At 70.6% G+C, this 19,628-nt stretch carries 21 protein-coding genes and 1 tRNA gene; 12 read left to right on the forward strand and 10 right to left on the reverse strand.

Annotation, left to right across the window (positions count from 1 at the left end; all coding sequences use genetic code 11):
* Positions 1 to 4: 4 nt before the first annotated feature.
* Positions 5 to 298, reverse strand: coding sequence for a WXG100 family type VII secretion target (locus ACTOQ1_RS25990; protein WP_362837936.1), 294 nt, complete (start codon positions 296 to 298; stop codon positions 5 to 7).
* Positions 299 to 424: 126 nt separating this feature from the next.
* Positions 425 to 2,308: a putative T7SS-secreted protein gene (locus ACTOQ1_RS25995; RefSeq protein ID WP_440070636.1), complete on the reverse strand. Its 1,884-nt coding sequence runs from the start codon at positions 2,306 to 2,308 to the stop codon at positions 425 to 427.
* 197 nt (positions 2,309 to 2,505) lie between these two features.
* Here ACTOQ1_RS25995 and ACTOQ1_RS26000 point away from each other — a divergent pair, with 197 nt between their 5' ends.
* Positions 2,506 to 4,014, forward strand: coding sequence for a hypothetical protein (locus tag ACTOQ1_RS26000; RefSeq protein ID WP_440070637.1), 1,509 nt, complete (start codon positions 2,506 to 2,508; stop codon positions 4,012 to 4,014).
* 130 nt (positions 4,015 to 4,144) lie between these two features.
* Here ACTOQ1_RS26000 and ACTOQ1_RS26005 read toward each other — a convergent pair whose 3' ends face one another.
* Entirely contained in the window at positions 4,145 to 4,726 is a 582-nt protein-coding gene (locus tag ACTOQ1_RS26005) for a sigma-70 family RNA polymerase sigma factor (protein WP_440070638.1), read from the reverse strand.
* A 464-nt stretch (positions 4,727 to 5,190) separates the two neighbouring features.
* Between ACTOQ1_RS26005 and ypfJ the strand changes: the two genes are divergently transcribed.
* A complete protein-coding gene (gene ypfJ / locus ACTOQ1_RS26010; RefSeq protein WP_440070639.1) occupies positions 5,191 to 6,057 on the forward strand; it encodes a KPN_02809 family neutral zinc metallopeptidase in 867 nt (288 codons plus the stop codon).
* 71 nt (positions 6,058 to 6,128) lie between these two features.
* Positions 6,129 to 6,431, forward strand: a complete 303-nt coding sequence (locus ACTOQ1_RS26015; protein ID WP_362837946.1) for a type II toxin-antitoxin system VapB family antitoxin — start codon at positions 6,129 to 6,131, stop codon at positions 6,429 to 6,431.
* A 138-nt stretch (positions 6,432 to 6,569) separates the two neighbouring features.
* On the opposite strand, the gene ACTOQ1_RS26020 is transcribed toward ACTOQ1_RS26015, so the two are convergent.
* The 4 genes from ACTOQ1_RS26020 to ACTOQ1_RS26035 all read right to left on the reverse strand — a co-directional run bounded on the left by ACTOQ1_RS26020 (position 6,570) and on the right by ACTOQ1_RS26035 (position 8,245).
* Positions 6,570 to 6,659 (reverse strand) — tRNA-Ser (locus tag ACTOQ1_RS26020).
* Between the two features lie 24 nt (positions 6,660 to 6,683).
* Positions 6,684 to 7,127: a tRNA adenosine(34) deaminase TadA gene (tadA, locus tag ACTOQ1_RS26025; RefSeq protein ID WP_440070716.1), complete on the reverse strand. Its 444-nt coding sequence runs from the start codon at positions 7,125 to 7,127 to the stop codon at positions 6,684 to 6,686.
* A gap of 103 nt (positions 7,128 to 7,230) precedes the next feature.
* Positions 7,231 to 7,719, reverse strand: a complete 489-nt coding sequence (locus ACTOQ1_RS26030) for a tRNA adenosine deaminase-associated protein (RefSeq protein WP_440070640.1) — start codon at positions 7,717 to 7,719, stop codon at positions 7,231 to 7,233.
* Positions 7,720 to 7,735: 16 nt separating this feature from the next.
* Complete coding sequence (locus ACTOQ1_RS26035) at positions 7,736 to 8,245, reverse strand: tRNA adenosine deaminase-associated protein (RefSeq protein WP_362688075.1); 510 nt, start codon at positions 8,243 to 8,245, stop codon at positions 7,736 to 7,738.
* Between the two features lie 179 nt (positions 8,246 to 8,424).
* Here ACTOQ1_RS26035 and upp point away from each other — a divergent pair, with 179 nt between their 5' ends.
* From upp to ACTOQ1_RS26065, 6 genes are all read left to right on the forward strand, one after another.
* Positions 8,425 to 9,063: a uracil phosphoribosyltransferase gene (gene upp, locus ACTOQ1_RS26040; protein WP_440070641.1), complete on the forward strand. Its 639-nt coding sequence runs from the start codon at positions 8,425 to 8,427 to the stop codon at positions 9,061 to 9,063.
* A gap of 204 nt (positions 9,064 to 9,267) precedes the next feature.
* Entirely contained in the window at positions 9,268 to 9,498 is a 231-nt protein-coding gene (locus ACTOQ1_RS26045) for a hypothetical protein (protein WP_329087977.1), read from the forward strand.
* Positions 9,499 to 9,669: 171 nt separating this feature from the next.
* Entirely contained in the window at positions 9,670 to 9,828 is a 159-nt protein-coding gene (locus tag ACTOQ1_RS26050; RefSeq protein WP_362688081.1) for a hypothetical protein, read from the forward strand.
* Complete coding sequence (locus ACTOQ1_RS26055; RefSeq protein WP_329087979.1) at positions 9,825 to 10,355, forward strand: PH domain-containing protein; 531 nt, start codon at positions 9,825 to 9,827, stop codon at positions 10,353 to 10,355. The genes ACTOQ1_RS26050 and ACTOQ1_RS26055 overlap by 4 nt, the downstream gene beginning before the upstream one ends.
* A 156-nt stretch (positions 10,356 to 10,511) precedes the next feature.
* Entirely contained in the window at positions 10,512 to 11,873 is a 1,362-nt protein-coding gene (locus ACTOQ1_RS26060; protein WP_440070642.1) for a helix-turn-helix domain-containing protein, read from the forward strand.
* Between the two features lie 108 nt (positions 11,874 to 11,981).
* Positions 11,982 to 12,683: a FadR/GntR family transcriptional regulator gene (locus ACTOQ1_RS26065; protein WP_344742921.1), complete on the forward strand. Its 702-nt coding sequence runs from the start codon at positions 11,982 to 11,984 to the stop codon at positions 12,681 to 12,683.
* A gap of 108 nt (positions 12,684 to 12,791) precedes the next feature.
* Here the strand turns inward: ACTOQ1_RS26065 and dnaN are convergent, their stop codons facing one another.
* The 3 genes from dnaN to ACTOQ1_RS26080 all read right to left on the reverse strand — a co-directional run bounded on the left by dnaN (position 12,792) and on the right by ACTOQ1_RS26080 (position 16,202).
* A complete protein-coding gene (dnaN, locus tag ACTOQ1_RS26070) occupies positions 12,792 to 13,892 on the reverse strand; it encodes a DNA polymerase III subunit beta (protein ID WP_440070643.1) in 1,101 nt (366 codons plus the stop codon).
* Positions 13,893 to 14,010: 118 nt separating this feature from the next.
* Positions 14,011 to 14,664, reverse strand: coding sequence for a response regulator transcription factor (locus ACTOQ1_RS26075; protein ID WP_329093772.1), 654 nt, complete (start codon positions 14,662 to 14,664; stop codon positions 14,011 to 14,013).
* Positions 14,665 to 14,666: 2 nt separating this feature from the next.
* The gene (locus tag ACTOQ1_RS26080; RefSeq protein WP_440070644.1) at positions 14,667 to 16,202 is read right to left on the reverse strand and encodes a sensor histidine kinase; all 1,536 of its coding nucleotides are present in this window, start codon (positions 16,200 to 16,202) and stop codon (positions 14,667 to 14,669) included.
* A gap of 155 nt (positions 16,203 to 16,357) precedes the next feature.
* Here ACTOQ1_RS26080 and ACTOQ1_RS26085 point away from each other — a divergent pair, with 155 nt between their 5' ends.
* The 3 genes from ACTOQ1_RS26085 to ACTOQ1_RS26095 all read left to right on the forward strand — a co-directional run bounded on the left by ACTOQ1_RS26085 (position 16,358) and on the right by ACTOQ1_RS26095 (position 19,273).
* The gene (locus ACTOQ1_RS26085; RefSeq protein ID WP_440070645.1) at positions 16,358 to 17,257 is read left to right on the forward strand and encodes an ABC transporter ATP-binding protein; all 900 of its coding nucleotides are present in this window, start codon (positions 16,358 to 16,360) and stop codon (positions 17,255 to 17,257) included.
* A 274-nt stretch (positions 17,258 to 17,531) separates the two neighbouring features.
* The gene (locus ACTOQ1_RS26090; RefSeq protein WP_440070646.1) at positions 17,532 to 18,266 is read left to right on the forward strand and encodes an ABC transporter permease; all 735 of its coding nucleotides are present in this window, start codon (positions 17,532 to 17,534) and stop codon (positions 18,264 to 18,266) included.
* A 263-nt stretch (positions 18,267 to 18,529) separates the two neighbouring features.
* Positions 18,530 to 19,273 (forward strand): phosphodiesterase, encoded by a 744-nt coding sequence (locus ACTOQ1_RS26095; protein ID WP_440070647.1) that lies wholly within the window; start codon positions 18,530 to 18,532, stop codon positions 19,271 to 19,273.
* Positions 19,274 to 19,628: the final 355 nt, after the last annotated feature.

The raw sequence follows: 19,628 nt of genomic DNA on the forward strand, positions 1-19,628 counted from the left end.
CCCGTTACGACAGGTTGGAACCCAGCTGCTCGTCGGTCTGGGAGAACGCGTCACCGACGGCCTTGACGTACTGGCCGATGCCCTGCAGCGACTGGTTCACCTGGTCGAAGCCCCGGGCGAACTCGTCGAAGAAGGGCTGGAACTTCTGCTGGGCCGCCGGGGTGCTGTACCCCTGGGCCAGCAGGTTCTGGATCTTGCCGCGCACCTCGGTGAGCTTGTCCTGCAACTGGGAGAAGTCGTTGAGGAGCGCAGTGGAGGTCGAGGCGGTCTCGTCGGAGTTGACTGCGAAGTTGGGCATTGGTTTCTCCTGTTGTGATTCGTTTGTCATCCGTCCACCGGCGGTGGAGGTCTGTGAGGCCCTGCCGGGCTGCCCGATGGGAGCTTCAGGGAGTGGTCGGCGAGAGCGGGAGGGGGTGTTCTGCGGCTAGGTGGAGTCCGAGGCGCCCTGGGAAGGTTGGGAGGACTTGGGCGGGCTCGTCGGCGACGGGGGCGGACTCGGGCTCGTCGGCGACGAAGGCAACGGGACGTTCGCCGGATCGACCGAAGCGGGCCTGGACCCACCCGTCGGCGACGGAGGCGGACTCGGGCTCGTCGGCGACGGAGGCGGACTCGGGCTCGTCGGCGACGGAGGCAACGGGACGTTCGCCGGATCGACCGAAGCGGGCCTGGACCCACCCGTCGGCGACGGAGGCGGACTCGGGCTCGTCGGCGACGGAGGCAACGAAACATCCGCCGGATCGACCGAAGTAGGTCTGGACCCACCCGTCGGCGACGGAGGCGACGAAACATCCGCCGGATTGGCGGCGGCGGGCGCCGGTGGCGGGGTGCCCTTGATCGGGATGAGCGAGTCGATGCCCTGCGAGGCGGCGCGCTTGCCCACCGGGCCGGCCGCCAGCGGGAGGAAGTTGCCCGCCTCGTTGAGGATCGCGGCATTGGGATCCTGGCCCTCCGCGACCGCGACACCGACCTTGGCACCGCTGGAGGCGCCTTCCTGGATCAGGCCGAGCCCCTGTTCGGTGGCCTTGTCGCCCAGGCTGGGAGGCGGCTCCGGAGCCTGGACCTTCCCGGCACCCCCGGCCGCGGCACCGGCGGCCCCCGCGGAGCCTGCCGCACCCGTGGCACCTGCCGCACCGGCGGGGCTCGCGGCGCTCGCGGGCGGGGGAGTGAAGGCGCCCCCGGCGAACTCCCCGTTCTTGGCGGCACGCCCTCCCTTGATGCCCGCCCCGACCAGGGCTCCCGCGGCGGCACCCGCCAGCAGGTTGCCGGCGGTGATCTCTTCGCCGTTGAGCTTCTTGACGACCGCCTCCTGGCCGACCCGCACGCCGAACTCGCCGACCGTTCCCACGGCCAGCTTCCCGGCCGGGCTCTCGAAGACCACCGCGACCGCCCTGGAGCTGGTGATCGTTTCCGCGAACTTGGTGATGCTCCCGGGAACCACGCGGACGAAGCCTCCCGGCGCCGAGGCCCCGCCGGCCAGCGCGGGGGTGAGCTTGCCGAAGCCTCCGGCCGCCCTGCCGCCCAGTTTGAAGAGAGCGGCGCCCGGAACGAGGGCGAGGATCCCCGCCGCGAAGTCACCGGCTTTGAAATCACCGGTGACGATCTGTTGGGCGGTCTGGAAGGCGAATAACGCCGCGCCCAGGAGAAAACCGGCCACGGGGAAGAAGACGGCGACCACCGCGACGAGGATGTCGATGAGGATCTTGACGAACGGGAAGTCCGCGAAGAAGTCCGCGATCTTCTGAAAGAAGTTGCGCTCGGGGATCGCCTTCGCCGCCGCGTCGTCGAGTTCCTGGCCCGCCCGCCGGGACGCCTGCTCGCGGAGGTTCCTGGCGTCCTCGGCCAGGCGCCTGGCGGCCGACATCGTCTGCTGGGCGGCGTCGATGCCGTCCTGCTGCCGGCGCGCGTCCGCCCGCTGCTGGTCGGTGGCGTCCGGCGCGAGCGTGGGGACGCTCTGGCCGGCCGTGCCCGCCACGGGTCCGGCCTGGTCCATCGCCCTGTCCACCTGCGACTGCGCCTCCTGCAGCTGCCCGGCGTAGGTCTCGTACGCGCCGGCCGCCTGGGAGAAGGACTGTGCCGTCTTGTTCAGCTTGTCGGGCAGTGACTTCAGCTGCTTGCGCAGCGCGTCCATGGCCTTTCCCGAGCCCTGCTCCACGGCGCCGCCGCTTCCCAGGATCCGGTTGGCGGTCTCGGCCTGCCGGCCGACCTGCCGGTAGCGGTCCGCGAGGCGCCGGATCTCGTCGGGATCCCCCGGGGTGGGGTCCTCCGACATGCCGAGCACGTCGAACCCTGAGCTGTGTCGTCGCGGCACCTGATCCCCCCGGATGATGACTGCTTGCCCGACGTACACGGACTCTCTACCGCAAAAGGTTCAAAACCGACTTAAGTGAAATCGCGTCGAACCCTTTTCCCGTCCGCCACGTGTGCCCTGTGAGGCGCGGTGGGGCGTCCAGTCCCCCGGGTGCCGGACCAGGGCACGACGGGCGCCGAGAAGATGGGTGGAACCACATGGTGAGGAGCGGCGGCTCCGGCGCGGTCCACCGGTCCCGTACGGGGTCCGGACGGGCGGGACGGCGTGGACGGGCGGCCCTGCGACGGGTGGCGGCCGTCGTGCTGCTGGCCCTGGGGTCCGCCCTGTACCTCAGTTGCCTCGCCGGGGCGGCGGTCGCCGCGGACGGCGACGACCTCGTCAAGGTGTACGTGGTCAAGACGGCCGAGCAGAACGGCGGGGCGCCGGACACCCTGGCGAACGCCGCCGCGCGCACCCTGGGCGACCCGAACCGGGCCGGCGAGATCTTCGAACTCAACCGCGGGCGCGTCCAGGCCGACGGATCCGCCCTGCGGAACCCCGCCGACCTCAGGGCCGGCTGGATCCTGAGGCTCCCCGCGGACGCGCGCGGCCCCGACGTGCGGCTGGCCAGGGAGACCGGTGGCGGCACGGGACAGCCCGGCGACGCGGGACAGCCGGACGCCTCGGGGCGCCCCGACGACACGGGACAGCCCGGGGACACCGCGGGCACACAGCCCGGGGACACCGCGGGCACGGCACCGGCCGGGGCCCGGTCCCCGCAGCGGGACTCCGCCGCGATCGTGCTCCCGCTCCCGGCCGTGCTCGCGGGGCTGGGCACCCTGCTGCTGGCGCTGCTGACCGCCGGGATCATGGCCAGGCGGCAGGTGCGGCGCGCGTTCGGCGCGGTGGCGCGCGCGATCCATCGCCTCGGGGAACCGGCCCGCCGGGCGCGCAGGCTCAGGTTCAGGAGGTCGCTGACGACGGCCTTCGCGGGGGACGGCGAGTCCCCGCGGCTGGCCTACGGGGCCCTGGCCGAACTCACCGGCTCCGGGGAGCACGCCGTGCACGCGGTCTCCGTCGGCGACGAGGGGGTCACCGCGTGGGTGGCGACCACCGGCGCTCCGCCGGCCCCCTGGCAGGATCTGGGCGAGGCGCGCTGGTGGCGCCCGGCCGGCGCCTTCGCACGTCCCGCCGCCCCCCGCCCGGACGTCCCCGCGCCGTGCCTGGTGGCGGTGGGCGTGGACGAGCGGGGCGGGAAGGTCTTCGTGGACCTCGGCCGGCTGGACGGGGCGCTGAGCGTCACCGGTGACCGCGGGGTGGCCCGCGACGTCGTGCAGGGACTGCTCGCCGGGGTGGCCCGCGGCAGGCCGACGGTGCCGGTGGCCGTGATCCAGGTGGCGGACGGCCTGGCCGTCGCCCTCCCCCCCACCATGCCGAGGGTCGAGCCCCCCGGCCGGCGTACCGCGGACGTCCCGGCCGCGGCGCGCGGGACCGGCACGCTGCGGGCCACGGCCCACCCCCGCCCGCTGGAGGCGCTGCTGGTCGTACCCGGCACGCCCGCGGCGCGGGAGAACGCGGACCTGGCCGCGCTGAGCGGTCCCGGAGGGGCCGGCTGGACCGCCCTGGTGTGCGGGGACGCCGACGGCGCCCACTGGCGCTGGCGGGCGAGCCCGGACGGCTCGGTGGAGATTCCCGTCCTGCGCCTGGCGGTGACGGCCCCGGCGTGACCGCGGGAAACCTCGGCCGTACGAAACCGTGACCGCGGGAAACCTCGGCCGCGGGGAACCGCGACCGCTGTGAACACGGCAGGCCGGCCACCCGCCGAGGGCGGACGCGGGCGGGCCGCCCGCCCCGCCTTCAGGCCGCCGCCCGCGGCCTCTCGTACCTCCCGTGCGTCCGCAGGTGGTTCAGCGCGTAGTACTGCCGGGACTTCACCGTGCCGACCGGTATGCCGAGGACCTTGGCCGCCTCGCTGACGGTGCGTCCCCGCAGGTAGGTGTGGACGAGCACCTCGCGGTGCTCCACGGAGAGCGAGTCGAGCATCTCGGTGACCGCCACCGCCGCCACCACCATGTCCGCGTGGTCACGCTGCAGCACGTCCAGGGTCTCGGTGCCGATCACCTCGTAGCGGTGGAAACCACTCCGGGACCGGTCGATCACCAGGTTCCTGGCGACCGTGAGCAGCCAGCCGCGCACCGACCCCTGCGAGTCGTGCAGGCGCTCCGCGTGGTGCCACGCGCGGATCAAGGTCTCCTGCACGATGTCCTCGGCCAGGTGGCGGTCGTGCAGCAGTTTCTCGGTGTAGGCCAACAGCGCCTTCTCGTGTTCGCGTACGAGTACGCCGAGGTGGTGCTCCCGCGAGGTTTCCGGTGACGGGGACCTCCCCTGGAGGGTTTCCGGCGGGACGGCAGGCGATACGCGCAGCTGGGACGTCTTCATCTTCTCTTCCGGAGGGGCCACGGGCGAGGCCGTCGCCGGCGGCCCCTGCCGCCGTGCGACCGATGCACGGCCCGGGAGGCCCCGTACCGTGCGGGCGAGCAGAAAATAGGCGAACCCTCGTGCCGGGAAAGTGCCGAAACCGGTAACGGCCCCCGAACCGCCCGGCGGGGCCGCGTTCCGGCCGCGTTCCGGCCGCCTCGCAGGCCCTGACCAGCCGGTTGCCCGCGTAGACGAACGCGTGCGGGGAACGTCCAGGACAGCGAAGGGAGAAGTCCGCTCCGCCCGGTCGCCCGATCGCGGCCCGGCGGACGAGACGGGACCCGCGGGCGCCCCGCCCCGGTCACCCGATCACCTCATCACCCGAGCCACGGTGCCTTCCCCGAGGGGGTGTCCGGCCCCGTCGGCATGGCCGGCCCTCCCCTGGGCAGTCGGAGGGTCTCAAGCGGATCGAAGGGACGTCGGCGATGGATTTCAAGGATGACGCCCAGCTGGACAGCTCGCAGGTCGAGAGTCGCGGCGGTGGGGGGAGGATCCCCGGTGGTGGGCTCGCGATCGGCGGCGGCGCGGCGGGGATCATCGCGCTCATCGTGGCCCTGATATTCGGGATCAACCCCGGGGACATCACCGGCGGCTCCTCCCAACCGGCCCCGGTGGGTCCGAGCTCCGATCTCACCGCCCAGTGCAAGACGGGGCAGGACGCCGACCAGAACGAGGAGTGCCGGGTGGTCGGCGTCGTCAACAGCATCCAGGACTACTGGCCGAAGGCGGTCCAGGGGTACGAGCCGGCCAAGACCGTCATGTTCTCCGGTCAGGTCGACACCGCGTGCGGTGCCGCCGACTCGTCCGTCGGGCCGTTCTACTGCCCGGCCGACCGCCAGGTCTACCTGGATCTCAGCTTCTTCAAGGAACTGGAGAGCAAGTTCGGCGCCAAGGGCGGTCCCTTCGCCCAGGCTTACGTGATCGGCCACGAGTACGGTCACCACGTCCAGAACCTTCTCGGTACCAACGCCAAGGCCCAGGAAGGTCCGGAGCAGGGCCCGGAGAGCGGCTCGGTCCGGCTGGAGCTGCAGGCCGACTGCTACTCGGGCGCCTGGGCCAAGAACGCGTACGAGACCGGCCTGTTCGAGAAGCCGTTCACGAAGACGGACATCGAGGAGGCGCTCAGCGCGGCCTCGGCCGTGGGCGACGACAGCATCCAGGAGCGGACCCAGGGCCGGGTCAATCCCGAGGGCTTCACCCACGGGACGTCGGCGCAGCGTGTCAAGTGGTTCACCACCGGTTACCAGAGCGGCGACCCCGCCAGGTGCGACACTTTCGCCGGGAGCATCTGAAAACGGCCTGTGAGCTGCGACGAGAGAAACCCGCCGGGCAGGAGGCGGGTTTCTCTCCTAAACTACATACCGTGATCTTTAAGTTGGTCGGCGACGAACGGCCCTATCCCGAACACGGCCTCTCGCATCGCGAGTGGGCGCAGATACCGCCGCGACAGGTCCGGCTCGACACCCTGATCACCACGAAAGCGGTGCTCGACCTGCATTCCCTGCTCGCCAAGGACTCCACCTTCTACGGCGACCTGTTCCCGCACGTGGTCCAGTGGCGCGGCGACCTCTATCTGGAGGACGGCCTGCACCGGGCGCTGCGCTCGGCCCTGCACCAGCGCTCGGTCCTGCACGCGCGGGTCCTGGAACTGCCCGCGGAAAGCTGAACCCTCCGCGGGCGAATCCTGGACCCGCCCGCGGAAAACCGATCCCCTCCGCGGGCGGACGGGATCGGTGCCGCCCGAGCATGGCGGTGATACGCGAAGAGCCCCTGAGCCGCGTACGCGGCTCAGGGGCTCTTTCTGTGGCGGTGGAGGTGGGATTTGAACCCACGGATAGGTTGCCCCATCACACGCTTTCGAGGCGTGCGCCCTCGGCCACTAGGCGACTCCACCGCGGAGCAGCTTACCGGATAACCGCTATTGCTCGCGCATCCGGCGAGCGGTGAAGAACTCGGTGAGAACCGCCGCGCATTCACCGGCCAGGACTCCTCCGAGGACCTCGGGACGGTGGTTGAGGCGGCGGTCCCTGAGCACGTCCCAGAGCGATCCCGCGGCGCCGCCCTTGGGGTCCGCCGCACCGTAGACGACGCGATCGACCCGGGCGAGCACGGCGGCCCCCGCGCACATGGTGCAGGGCTCCAGGGTGACCACCAGCGTGCAGCCGCTCAACCGCCACTGGCCGCGCGCTCTCGCGGCCTGCCGCAGGGCGAGCATCTCGGCGTGCGCGGTGGGGTCGGCCGAGACCTCCCTGTCGTTTCCCGCGTGCGCCACCACGGAGCCGTCGGGACCGAGGACGACCGCGCCGACGGGCACCTCTCCACGGGCTCCGGCCTCGACGGCCTGCGCCAGGGCGAGCCTCATCTCCCGGACGTACCCCACGGGCACCGAGCCGGTCACCGTACGCCCACCGGCGCCGGGCCGTTCAGCGTGCATCCGCCGACATCGGGCTGGTCACGGCGCGCCGTCAGCGCAGCCGGTCGAGCTCGTCGGCGAAGGCCAGCCGCTCGGCGATCACCGAGAGCGTGTCCGCGGGGAGGGCTCCCTCCTCCATGCTGAGCTCGACGAGCTCCTCGGAGCTCAGCCCGAGGTCGTTCAGCAGCTCGAAGTCGCCCGCCGGCCGCACGCCCAGGTCGGGGGTGTCCTTGTCGACCGCCACCCCGGCGAGCTCGGTGAAGAGCTCACCCAGGTCGTCGGAGAGACCCGCGTGGGCGTCGGACAGGAACGTGCGCGGCTCCAGGTCTCCCTGATAGCGAACGATCGCGAACCACTCGTCCTCCACCTCCACGCACAACAGGGCCAGCTCGTCACCGGTGAGTCCCAGATGCTCCTGGACGGCGTCGCCGAGATCGTCGGCGATCTCCGCCTCGCTGAGGTCGACCTCCGCACCGTTCCAACCGTCCGTCGTGCGGACGAAGGCGGCGGAGAACACACTGTTGGATGGTCTGGAGGGCATGGCCGATCTCCCGAGGTCAGCCGAACACAGAGTCGATGGCGCGTTCGAACGGCTCGGAGAACCCCAGCCGCGCGGCGATGCTTGACAGGACGTCCTCGGGGAGGAGGTCGATATCCCCTGACAGGATGCCGAGCTCCATCTCGTCGAGGCCCAGGTCGGCGAAGATGGACAGGTCGCCCGCGGGGAGCGCCGTCTCCTCGTCCTGGAGGATCGCGTCGAGTTCGTCCTCGTCGGGAACCGGCACGTCCAGGTATTCCAGCGCCTGCTGCGCGAGCGGGAAATCCCAGGACGCGGCGATGTCGGAGAGGAACACCTCGACCCTCTCCCCGAACACCCGTAGCGCCACGAAGAACTCATCCCCAACGGCGACCAGGCCAATCGTGCCGTTCATGCTCGGCTGCTGGCGCAGGGCGTGGATGAGACCCTCGAGGTCGGAGGTGAGTGACACCGGGAGCATCTCCGCCTCCCAGCGGTCGTCCTCCCGGTAGATCACGATGGCAAAGTCCAGCGAGTCTTCGTCTGACATGGCCATCCCCACCGAATGCTTTCTCTACGGAGGTCAATGCTTTCAGAAGCGAAGCACCGACGTGGGCCTCTCCGACCAAATTGTGATCAAATCCGAGTGAGCGGGCGATGTCGAACAGGTGTGGCCCGTCTTCCCCCCGGCTCATCGCCGCCCGCCGGCCCAGGATACCTTTGACCACCATGGAAACCCTGGTCGTCGACCATCCCCTGGTGGCCCACAAGCTGACCGCGCTGCGGGACGTGAACACCGACTCCCCCACTTTCCGGCGTCTCGCCGACGAGCTGGTGACCCTGCTGGCCTACGAGGCGACCAGGCAGGTCCGCGTCACCGAGTGGTCGGTGGAGACCCCGGTGGCCCCCGCCAGGGGCGTGCGGCTGGCGCACCCGTATCCGCTGGTGGTCCCGATCCTGCGCGCGGGGCTGGGGATGCTGGACGGCATGACCCGGCTGCTGCCGACGGCCGAGGTGGGTTTCCTCGGGATGATCCGCAACGAGTCCACGCTGGAGGCGGAGACCTACGCCACCCGCCTGCCCGAGGACCTCTCGGGCCGCCAGGTCTACGTGGTCGACCCGATGCTGGCCACCGGCGGCACCCTCGCGGCCGCGATCAAGTTCCTCTTCGACCGGGGCGCCGACGACGTGACCGCGCTGTGCCTGCTGGCCGCGCCCGAGGGGATCGCCCACCTCGACGAGGCCTTCGCCGGCACCGGCAAGCCGATCCGCCTGGTGACCGCGGCCCTGGACGAGCGGCTGAACGAGAACGGCTACATCGTCCCCGGGCTGGGCGACGCGGGAGACCGCCTCTACGGCGTCGTCTGAAGCGCTCCCGGCATCCCGTCCGGCGCCCGTCCGGACGCCGCGGCTCCCGCCTCCGAGATTCCAGCACCATCCTTTTCCCTTAAAGGATGGTTCTTCTACCCACCGACCGTTACATAATGCGGTTCCCCGGGTACTAAGCGTGGCGAAGACATCTCTTCTGTGTCCCCGGTCCGCCGAGGCCGCGGGCGCACACCAGGGAGAACCATGAGCGAGCGAATCATCCCGGACACCGAGCCGGACCCGTACGCGGACTTCAGCGCCGCGCTCAGGGACGAGTTCTCGGAGATCCATCCGGCGACCACGGTGACCCGTTGCATAGAGGCGGCCCACTACGGAGCGCTGGAGGTCGTCGGCCACGCCCATCCGGCACTGGTCGAGCGGATCGCCCGCAAGCACCTCGAGGTCCTCGCGCTGGTCGCGAGCGAGCGCGGGTGACGCGGGCGGCGGACTGATGGCGGGCGCGCCGGCGGAACGTGACCCGCGAGGACCCCGGACAGGATTCTCGCGACGCGCACGAGACCGAATCGGCCGATGCGCTTTACCTCGGCATGGCCCTGGGTAATGTATATGGCGGGTGCAGTGGGTGAGCGGTAGTAGGAGGCCAAGGTGCAGGTCAAAAAGGTGCTGACGTACGGCGCTGTCGGATTCGTGGCGTTTTTCCTGTTCACACGACCAGGTGACGCGGCCAACGCTGTGAAAGGTGCCATGGACACGGTTTACACGGCGGCCGATTCTCTGGCCCAATTCGTCTCACATCTGTCATGAGGCTCGTGACCCACGGGGACTCCGCTCCCTCGTCGGTCAACCGCTACCTGCTCCCCCACGAACACCAGGTCATCATGGTGCGGCGCCACCCGGCCGTGCTGCTTCGCGCGGTCGCCGAGGTTTTCGGCGGCCTGATCCTCGCCGGACTGCTGAGCAAGTGGTTCGGCGACCAGGGCGGTGGCGGCGCGCTCGTCGTCGTCTGGTGGGCCTGGCTGCTGTTGCTGATCCGCTTTGTCTGGAAGGTCGCCGAGTGGTCCGTCGACTACTTCGTCGTCACCTCCAAGCGAATGTTGCTCACCACGGGGCTCATCACCCGCAAGGTCGACATGATGCCGCTCGGCAAGGTCACCGACATGAGTTTCCAGCGCTCGATTCTCGGCCGCATGCTGGGCTACGGCGAGTTCGTCCTGGAGTCGGCCGGCCAGGACCAGGCCCTGTCGAGGGTCAATTACATTCCGTACCCGGAGACCCTCTATCTGGAGGTCTGCCAGATGCTCTTCCCCGGGGGTAACGATTCAGATGATTAGCGTCCTGCGTCCGCAATGGCGCAGGAATCATGGATCCGCGGGGCATGAGGGCTGTTGACACTTTCCGGTGAAGATTTTTCACTCGGGGTTACCTGATTCGACCGCTTCATGCAATCATGGCGAGAACATTGACCATCCCCCGCCCTGAGAGATCAGATGCCGAGTCAGGGAACCATCGGTGACCGCGTCCGCGGACTGCGCCTGAGCAGGCGCATGTCCCAGGCCCAGCTCGCAGGGCCGGACCTTTCCGACAGCTACGTCTCCCTCATCGAGTCCGGCAAGCGGACCCCGACCCCCGTGGTCGCCCGCCTGCTGGCCGAGCGCCTGGGATGCACCACCGAGTTCCTGCTGCACGGGATCGAGCCGCGCCAGCGCATCGACACCGAACTCGGCCTGCGCCACGCGGAGCTGGAGCTCCTCCACGGGAATCCGTCCGTCGCGGCGGACCGCTTCGGCGAGATCGTCAAGGTCGCCGGCGAGGAGAACGCCATGCTGGCCGCGCACGCGCGGTTCGGCCGGGCCCGTGCCCTGGAGGTCCAGGGCAGGATCGGCCCGGCGGTGAAGGCGTTCGAGCGCCTCCGGCGCGAGGCGGCCACCCATCCCGAGCGTCTGGCCGACCTGCCGCTGGCGGTGGCGCTGAGCCGCTGCTACCAGCGCGCCGGAGACATCCTCCGCGCCCGCGACCTGGCCGTCCACGCGCTCGGGGAGATCAACCGGCTGCCCCTGGCGCAGGGAGAGATCGCCATCGAGCTGGCCGCCTCCCTGGTGGGGATCGGCGGCACCCGCGGGTCCGGTTCGCCGAGCATGTCCTACGTCCGGAACATCCTGTCGGTCAACGGCGTTCCCGCCGTGGTCAACCGCACCGCGGAGATCCACGCCCTCTGGCAGGCGAGCATCACCGCCGCCGACGGCGAGGACTCGGCGCTGGCCGTCCGCCTCGCCGACGACGCGATCGCGACCGGCCGCCCGGCGCGGATGGCCTCGCAGCTCGCCCTCATCGCGACGGACTGGGCCCGTCTCGCCGCCGCCGGCGGTGACGAGCCGCTCGACGAGGCCCGCGAGCTCGCGACCGCCGCGAGCGAGGTCTTCGCCGTGTTCCCCGAGCACGTCCACGAGTACGTCAGGAGTCTCGTCGTGCGCGCCCACCTCCAGCTGGGGGCCGGAGACGTGCTGGGCGCCACCGCCCTGGCCGGAACCGCCCTCGACACGCTGGGTGACCAGGCGGGTGCCGTCGGGGCCGGCGTGCAGCTGGTCCTCGCCCGTGCCGCGCTCACCCGCGGCGAGGACGACGCCGCCACGACGGCCCTGAGCGCCGCCAAGCAGATGCTGAGCGGCGTCCGGCACGAGCTTTCCGGTCCCGACCGGGAGGCCGCGCGGACCTGGCGTGACCTGGGAGACCTGTACGGCCAGGCCGGTGTGGTCGAGGAGCAGACCAGTGCGTATCGTAGGGCTCTTGAGACTGCCGGAGTGCGCGATGCGATGGTGGGCATGACAGTCGATTCGGCTCTGGTCCGTTAAGACGGTCCCACTTCTGGAGTTCCAGATTTGTTTTTGCACCTCCGGAATAACTAGGGTCTACCAGTCATTGACTCGTAGGATGATTGGTTTCTCCGGAGGAGGCGGACGGTGAGTCTGCGTACGGCGCAGCGAGCATCCCTCGTCGACCAAGTGATCGACCAACTCAAGGAGCAGATCACTTCTAACTCCTGGCAGATGCACGCGAAGATTCCTACCGAGACCGTGCTCGCCGAGCAGCTCGGGGTGGGGCGCAACACCGTGCGCGAGGCGGTGCGTGCCCTCACACACGCCGGGTTGCTGGAATGTCGCCAGGGCGACGGGACGTACGTCCGTGCCACGAGCGAGCTCTCCGGGGCCATGCTGCGGCGGCTGCGCACCGCCGAGCAGCTCGAGATCCTGGAGGTGCGGCGCGCGCTGGAGGTGGAGGCCGCCAGGCTGGCCGCCACCCGGCGCACCGACGCCGACATCACGGGGATCGAGGCGGCGCTGGCCGAGCGGGAGCGGGCCTGGGAGAGGGGAGAGCCCGACGCGTTCGTCGAGGCCGACCTCGCCTTCCACATGGCGGTCGTTCGCGCCACCCACAACCTCGTGCTGATCGATCTCTACGAGGACTTCTCGGCGGCGCTGCGCGCCAGCATCACCGCCGCGGGCACCTCACTGAACAGCACCCTGAACAGCACGTACATCCCGCACGAGGCGATCGCCCGCGCGATCGCCGTCGGTGACGCCGCCGCCGCCGAGCGCGCGGGTCACGCGTGCATGGAGCACATCCTGATCGCCCTGACGGAGGAGCAGGAGCTCTCCCTCTGACCCTGTCCTCCTTCGCCTTCTCATGATGTGGGCCCCCTCACCGCCGGTGAGGGGGCCCACATCATGAGAAGCACCGTCCGTTGCCTCGCGCCCGAGGCACCGGACGGGTCAGGTCAGGCGCAGGGACATCACGAGGTAGCGGAAGGAGGGGGCGGCGTCGCCGGGAACCTCCGTGATGAGGGCCGGGCGGCTCGGCGACTCCATGTTGAGCCGGACGAGCTCGGTCTCGACCCCGCTCAGGCCGTCGAGCAGGAACTGGGACTGGAAGGCGATCTGGATGTCGGCGCCGGACAGCTCGGCGTCGACGACCTCGGTGCCCCGGCCGATGTCACCGTCGCCCGCCTGGATGAGGACCTGTCCCTGGCCGAAGGAGAGCCGGACCGCGGTGTTGCGCTCGGCGACCAGCGTCACCCGCTTGATCGCGTCGATGAACGGCGCCACCGGCAGGTCGGCCCGGATCGACCAGTCGTCGGTCAGCCGCGAGCGGTAGTCGATGAACTGCTCGTCGAGCAGGCGGACCGTGGTGGCCCGGCCGACGCTCTCGAAACCGGCCACGCCGTCGCCCAGCGCCACCGACACCTCGCCGCCGCGCAGCGACCTGGCCACGTCGACGAGGACCCGCGCGGGCACCATCGCGGCGGCCGTGGCACCGGCCACCTCGGGGCGCCAGCCGAACTCCCTGGCCGCGATGCGGTAGCGGTCGGTGGCGGCCATGGTCACGTCGTCACCGGAGATGTCGACCCGGATGCCGGTCAGCATGGGAAGGCTCTCGTCGCGGCTGGCCGCCGGAGCCACCTGGCCGACCGCGCTCGCGAAGACCACGCCGCCGACCGCGCCGATCTTCGGCGGCATCTCGGGGAGGGAGGGGAAGTCCTCGACCGGCATGGTCAGCAGGCCGAACTCCGCGCTGCCACAGGTCAGGACCGCTTCGGAACCGCTGGTGAGAACCTCCACCACCTCGCCGGGCAGGCTGCGGGTGATCTCCGCGAGGATCCGGCCCGGGATCAGCACCCGGCCGGGCTCCGCCACGACCGCGTCGATCGAGACGCGGGCGGAGACGTCGTAGTCGAAGGCCGACAGCACGAGGTCTGCGTCGTCGGCCTCCAGGAGCAGGCCGGAGAGCACGGGAATGGCCGGCCGGTTCGGCAGCACCCGGGCCACCCAGGCCACCGCGTCGGCCAGGACATCACGGTTAACCCGGAACTTCACCTGATCATCCCTTCGTCCCGAACGGCACCCCCACACGCGGAAGCCGTACTTCAACAGCACGTTATCCGCTGAGACCGACAGAACCGCTACCCGGTCGGGGAAAAGGGAACGGGCAGCCTCAGCCGCGGGCGGCGTTGAGGTAGGTCAGGACGGCGAGCACGCGGCGGTTGTCGTCGTCGGAGGGGGCGAGGTCGAGCTTGGCGAAGATGCTGGCCGTGTGCTTGCCGACCGCGCTCTCGCTGAGGAACAGGCGCTGGGAGATGGCCGCGTTGGAGCGGCCCTCGGCCATCAGCTCCAGCACCTCGCGCTCACGCGGGGTCAGCGCGCCGAGCGGCTGGTGCCGGGCGGTGCTGGCCAGCAGCTTGGCGATCACCTCCGGGTCCATCGCGGTGCCCCCCGCGGCGACCCGGCGGACCGCGTCGACGAACTGCTCGGCGTTGAAGACCCGGTCCTTGAGGAGGTAGCCGATCGCCCCCGAGCCGTCGGCCAGCAGCTCTCGCGCGTACAGCTGCTCGACGTGCTGGGACAGCACGAGCACCGGCAGGCCGGGGACGGCCCGGCGCGCCGCCAGCGCGGCCTGGAGCCCCTCGTCGGTGAACGTGGGCGGCAGGCGCACGTCCACCACCGCCACGTCGGGCCGCAGCCCGGTCAGCGCCCCCAGCAGCTCGGGCCCCGACTCCACGGCGGCCACCACCTCGAAGTCGTGTGCCTGGAGCAGGTGGACCAGGCCGTCCCGCAGGAGATACAGGTCTTCGGCGATGACGACTCTCAGGCTCACCGGCCCAACCATAGGCGGACCGGCAGGGCATCCGCCAGCCGCTGCTGGCGGGCGTGCATGACGGGAATGAGCATGCCCGCGGCGTACATGGACAGGCCCAGGAGGATGTTGAAGACGATCAGCGGCCACTGCAGGAGCTCGGGCAGGTAGAGCGCGAGGAACCAGCTGCGGTTGTCGGTGTCGACGAGCTTCATGATCATCGTCACCAGTCCCTGCGGGAAGAGCGGGAGCCAGCCGATCCCCCAGCAGATCCCGACGACGGCGGCCTTGCCGCGGGGCAGGGACGGCTTGCAGTCCGGCCCCTTCTCGCTCAGAAGGGCGTAGGGCAGGTCGAACGTGGCCGTGGTCGGGCCGCCCCGCGGGCTGCTGACCGCGAGCACCCCGTCGAAGGCCGCCAGCCTGCGCTCGATGCCGCGCAGGCCGCTGCCCAGGGACGGGTCGGCGCCCCCCGAGCCGTCGTCGGTGACGACCACGCGCAGCGCGTGGTCGTTGCTGCTGATGTCGATCCACACCCGCTCGGCGCCGCCGTGGCGGGCCGCGTTGGTGAGGAGCTCGCTGATGGAGAAGTAGGCGGCCGACTCCACGGGCGAGTCGGGGCGGCTGTCCAGGTCCACGGTGACCGTGACCTTCAGCGGGCTGTCCAGCGCCAGGGCGCGCACGGCGTCGCCGAGGCCGCGCTCGGCCAGGACCGGCGGGTGGATGCCCTTGACGAGGTCGCGCAGCTCGACGAGCGCCGTGGAGGAGGCCTCCCTGACCTTGGTGAGCAGGGCCTTGGCCGCGGCGGGGTCCTTGTCCATCAGCTCCTCGACCGCGCCGAGCGTCATGCCCATCGCGACGAGCCTCGCCTGCGCCCCGTCGTGCAGGTCGCGCTCGATCCGCCGCAGCTCGGAGGCCTGGGAGTCGACCGTCGCCAGGCGCGCCTGGTCGAGTCGCTGGATCCGCGCCGCGAGCACGGACTTGTCCGTGGGAGACAGCAGCTGCTGGTTCCACCACGCGTACCCCCGCAGCAGGCGCGGCGTCGCGGCCAGCGCGACGGCCGAGGCGCATCCCAGGACCAGGGGCAGCGCCGGGGGAGCCGCGGACCACGCCGCCAGGACGGCGCATCCGGCCAGGGTGAGGGGCAGCAGCGGGAGGGCGCAGACGACCACCGGGTTGAGGTAGAGCCAGAGCCCGTCCCGCCAGGTGGCCGGGTCGCCGACGATCCACTTCCAGCGGTTGTTCCAGTCGGGCCACCGCGGCGTCTTGTAGAGCTGGCGCTCGTGGCGGTACCAGCCGTCGGGCTGGGGCCGTGTCGGCAGCGGCGGGGGCAGGTAGGGCGCCGGCACGGCGGTCCCGAGCCATGTGCCGTTCAGCCTCCTGGCGAGCGCGGTGCGGTGCCTGATCAGCTGGGCCGCCGGGGGGAACATGAAGACCATCCCCAGGCCGAACGCCAGCACGAACGCGACCAGGGTCACGACGACCAGGACCGTGTCCAGCAGCGCCATCGCTCCCAGGGCCAGTGCCCTGCCGGCCGTCACCGCGTACGTCTTCATGGGTCAAGTGTCGGTGATCCGGCCGGGCGTGCCCAGTGGTGACGGGTGCCGTGAGGGGGTGGGGGTAACCACACCCCCGGTGGGTGCCTGGCCCGTCCCCGCCGGGGGTTTAGACGGATTCTCCGGGCGCGTCGCGGCTCGTAGCGTCGGTGAGCATGAAGGTCATCGAGGTCAGCAACCTCCGCAAGCAGTACCGCGACCAGCTGGCGGTGGACGACGTCTCGTTCACCGTGGAAGAGGGCGAGATCTTTGGAGTTCTCGGCCCCAACGGCGCCGGCAAGACGACCACCGTGGAGTGCGTCGCCGGCCTGCGCGTCCCCGACTCCGGCACCGTCAGCGTGCTCGGGGGTCTGCACCGCGCCGAGCTCAAGGAGCAGCTGGGGGTCCAGCTGCAGAGCTCCACGCTGCCGGAGAAGCTCAAGGTGTCGGAGGCGCTCGACCTGTACGCCTCCTTCTACCGGAATCCGGCGAACTGGGAGGAACTGCTGGAGCGCGTCGGGCTCACCGGCAAGCGCGACACCCCCTACGGCAAGCTCTCCGGCGGCCAGCAGCAGCGGCTCTCGATCGCGCTGGCACTGATCGGCAACCCCCGCGTGGCGATCCTGGACGAGCTCACCACCGGCCTGGACCCCCAGGCGCGCAGGGACACCTGGGAGCTCATCGAGCAGGTCCGCGAGGACGGTGTGACGATCCTGCTCGTCACCCACTTCATGGAGGAGGCCGAGCGGCTCTGCGACCGGCTCGCGCTGATCGACTCCGGCCGGGTGGTCGCGATGGACAGCCCGTCCGGCCTGATCGCCCAGGTCGGCGGGCAGCAGACCATCAGGTTCCGGCTGTCCGGACCGCTCGACGACTCCCGGCTCAAGGCCCTGCCCGAGGTGACCAGGGTGAGCCGAAGCGGCGAGCAGGTCGCGGTCACCGGCACCGGCAACCTGCTCCTCGCGGTCACGACCGTCCTCTCCGCCGCCGGTGCCGTGCCCACCGACCTGCGACTGGAGCAGGCCACCCTCGACGACGCCTTCCTCAGCCTCACCGGAAAGAAGATCTCCTCTTGACATCTTCCCCACGGCCGATGCCAGGGGATTCCAACCCTCGCGGGTTGGGCTTCCTGTTTCACGGAGCCGTGCCCTCGCTGCTTTCGCAGGTCGGGTCCTGTCAGCCCTCCACAGGCGTTTCGCCTCTCCGCCAGCCCGGCGGCGAGAATGCTTCTGATCATGTGAACAGCGGCTTGGTTATCGCCACCGTCGAGCAGGTTACCGAATCGAGCGGCACCGTGCCGCGTTTCCTCCCCAGGGCTACCCCCCGGGGTCTCCACGCTGGAGGTATCCGATGAACAAGATGCTCCTGACCGAGGCCAAGCTCTTCCTGCGGGACCCGGGCGGCCCGATCTTCTCGATAATGCTGCCCCTCGTCCTCCTGCTCGCGCTCGGGCAGATCCCCGGCTACCAGGAGAAGGTCCCGGAGCTGGGCGGGGAGCGGGTCATCGACACCCAACTGCCCGCCATGATGGTGATCCTGGCGGTGGTGACGATGGCGCTGACCGTCCTGCCGGCGACGCTGGTGACCTACCGGGAGAGCGGCGTGCTGCGCCGGATGTCCACCACCCCGGTCAACCCGGTCCGGCTGCTGGTCGCCCAGATCGTCAACAACCTCGCGGTGGCGATCGTCGCCACCCTCCTCCTGGTCGGCCTGGGCTATCTCGTCCTCGGCTCGGTCCCGCCCAAGAGCCCGCTCGCCTTCGCGGGGGTGTTCGTGCTCGGCACGGCTTCGATGCTGGGCCTGGGGTTGCTGATCGCCGCGTTGGCGCCCAACGCGAAGGTGGCGCCGGGCATCGGCTCGCTGCTGATGTTCCCGCTGATGTTCATGGCGGGGATGTGGATCCCCCGGGACCTCATGCCCGAGGTGGTGCGGCGGATCGGGGACTTCCTGCCGATGGCGCCGTTCGCCGACGCGCTCCGTGACACGTGGGCCGGACAGGCTCCGCAGCCGCTGCACCTGGTGGTGATGGCGGTGACCGTTCTGGTCACGGTCGGACTGGCCACGCGGCTCTTCCGTTGGGAGTAGCCGGTGGGCACCGCCTCCGATCCGCTGTGGCCCGTCTCTTACCAGGGGCAGAGACGGGCCACGGCTCGTTCGACCGATCATTCCAGGTTGTTCTCGTTTCCTTCATGGTGAGGACGAAGGAGTTCGATCCGGACGCCGCCCGACTCGCGTCGTCCCCCGTTCCGCCGGCTCTCCCTCTCACACCGGCTTTCCTCGCCCGGTGCGTTCCCGGCCTCCGTTCCGGATGCCCGGCGACAGGAAGCCGGATATGTCACTCTTGATTGATGCTGATCCTGGCGCACGTAAGTGACGTCCACATCGACGGTTCCCCCCGCAGCATCGACAGGACCCGATCCGTCATGCGACACCTGGAGAACCTGCCCGGCCCCCTGGACGCGGTCGTGGTGACCGGCGACATCGCCGACAACGGCCTGATCGAGGAGTACGAGATCGCGCGCGAGCTGCTGACCACGCGCCATCCGACGATCATCTGCCCGGGTAACCACGACGTCCGTTCGGCGTTCCGCAAGGCGCTGCTCGACCTCGACGAGGACGGCGACGGACCGATCAACCAGGTCCTCAGGCTCGACGGGCTCACCGTCGTGCTGTGCGACTCCAGCGTCCCCGGGCGGCCGGAGGGCTTCCTGGAGGACGAGACGGTCACCTGGCTGAACGGCGTGCTCGCCGAGACCCCGGACACCCCGGTCATCGTGGGCATGCACCACCCGCCGGTGTCGCTGGGCACCCCGTACGTGGACTCGATCCGGCTGCGGAACCCGGAGCGGCTGGAGGCGGTCGTGCGGCGGCACCCGCAGGTGGTGGCCGTCATCACCGGTCACGCCCACACCGCGGCGAGCACCACCTTCGCGGGCCTGCCGCTGTCGGTCGCCCCGGGGGTCGTCTCCACGTTGCGGCTCAACCAGGAGCTCGACGCCCCGGTCCCCGTCGACTACGACCTGCCGCCGCAGATCGCCATGCACGTCTTCGACGGCGGCCGCCTCATCACCCACGTCCGCCCGGTCCTGTGACATCACCGCGGCCCGCCCCTCACGGCGTGCCGCGGCCCGAGCGGCACGCCGCACGAGACCGGCCACCCGATGTCCGCACGACGATCTGTCGCGCCCCGTACGAGGGCCGGTCCCGCACCCCGTACCCGCCGTGCCCGGCCGGGAGACACCATGGTGGCTCACCGGTTCGGAGAGATGCCTTTGCCGGGAATTAACCGATTTTTCCTCTTATGAGAGGCTAGTTCGGCTAATAATCGAAAATCCACGCGATCCGTTGAACCTCCTGGGATCCGGCGCCGTACTGCCTGCCGACACCGGAAAATCGTCCGGCGGCCGACCCCCGGAGGGCACAGCGTGATCGTGAACGCCCTGCGGC

Source organism: Streptosporangium sp. OZ121, from assembly GCF_051918885.1.
GTDB lineage: Bacteria > Actinomycetota > Actinomycetes > Streptosporangiales > Streptosporangiaceae > Streptosporangium.

What these genes read in the sequence shown, in the direction of transcription:
- ACTOQ1_RS26055 (WP_329087979.1), top strand. Translation starts at nt 9,825, where the DNA reads ATGAGGCTCGTGACCCACGGGGACTCCGCTCCCTCGTCGGTCAACCGC.
- ACTOQ1_RS26035 (WP_362688075.1), bottom strand. Translation starts at nt 8,245, where the DNA reads ATGTCAGACGAAGACTCGCTGGACTTTGCCATCGTGATCTACCGGGAG.
- ACTOQ1_RS26005 (WP_440070638.1), bottom strand. Translation starts at nt 4,726, where the DNA reads ATGAAGACGTCCCAGCTGCGCGTATCGCCTGCCGTCCCGCCGGAAACC.
- tadA (WP_440070716.1), bottom strand. Translation starts at nt 7,127, where the DNA reads ATGAGGCTCGCCCTGGCGCAGGCCGTCGAGGCCGGAGCCCGTGGAGAG.
- ACTOQ1_RS26095 (WP_440070647.1), top strand. Translation starts at nt 18,530, where the DNA reads ATGCTGATCCTGGCGCACGTAAGTGACGTCCACATCGACGGTTCCCCC.
- ACTOQ1_RS26090 (WP_440070646.1), top strand. Translation starts at nt 17,532, where the DNA reads ATGAACAAGATGCTCCTGACCGAGGCCAAGCTCTTCCTGCGGGACCCG.
- ACTOQ1_RS26085 (WP_440070645.1), top strand. Translation starts at nt 16,358, where the DNA reads ATGAAGGTCATCGAGGTCAGCAACCTCCGCAAGCAGTACCGCGACCAG.
- ACTOQ1_RS25990 (WP_362837936.1), bottom strand. Translation starts at nt 298, where the DNA reads ATGCCCAACTTCGCAGTCAACTCCGACGAGACCGCCTCGACCTCCACT.
- ACTOQ1_RS26045 (WP_329087977.1), top strand. Translation starts at nt 9,268, where the DNA reads ATGAGCGAGCGAATCATCCCGGACACCGAGCCGGACCCGTACGCGGAC.
- ACTOQ1_RS26060 (WP_440070642.1), top strand. Translation starts at nt 10,512, where the DNA reads ATGCCGAGTCAGGGAACCATCGGTGACCGCGTCCGCGGACTGCGCCTG.
- ACTOQ1_RS26080 (WP_440070644.1), bottom strand. Translation starts at nt 16,202, where the DNA reads ATGAAGACGTACGCGGTGACGGCCGGCAGGGCACTGGCCCTGGGAGCG.
- upp (WP_440070641.1), top strand. Translation starts at nt 8,425, where the DNA reads ATGGAAACCCTGGTCGTCGACCATCCCCTGGTGGCCCACAAGCTGACC.
- ypfJ (WP_440070639.1), top strand. Translation starts at nt 5,191, where the DNA reads ATGGATTTCAAGGATGACGCCCAGCTGGACAGCTCGCAGGTCGAGAGT.
- ACTOQ1_RS26030 (WP_440070640.1), bottom strand. Translation starts at nt 7,719, where the DNA reads ATGCCCTCCAGACCATCCAACAGTGTGTTCTCCGCCGCCTTCGTCCGC.
- ACTOQ1_RS26000 (WP_440070637.1), top strand. Translation starts at nt 2,506, where the DNA reads ATGGTGAGGAGCGGCGGCTCCGGCGCGGTCCACCGGTCCCGTACGGGG.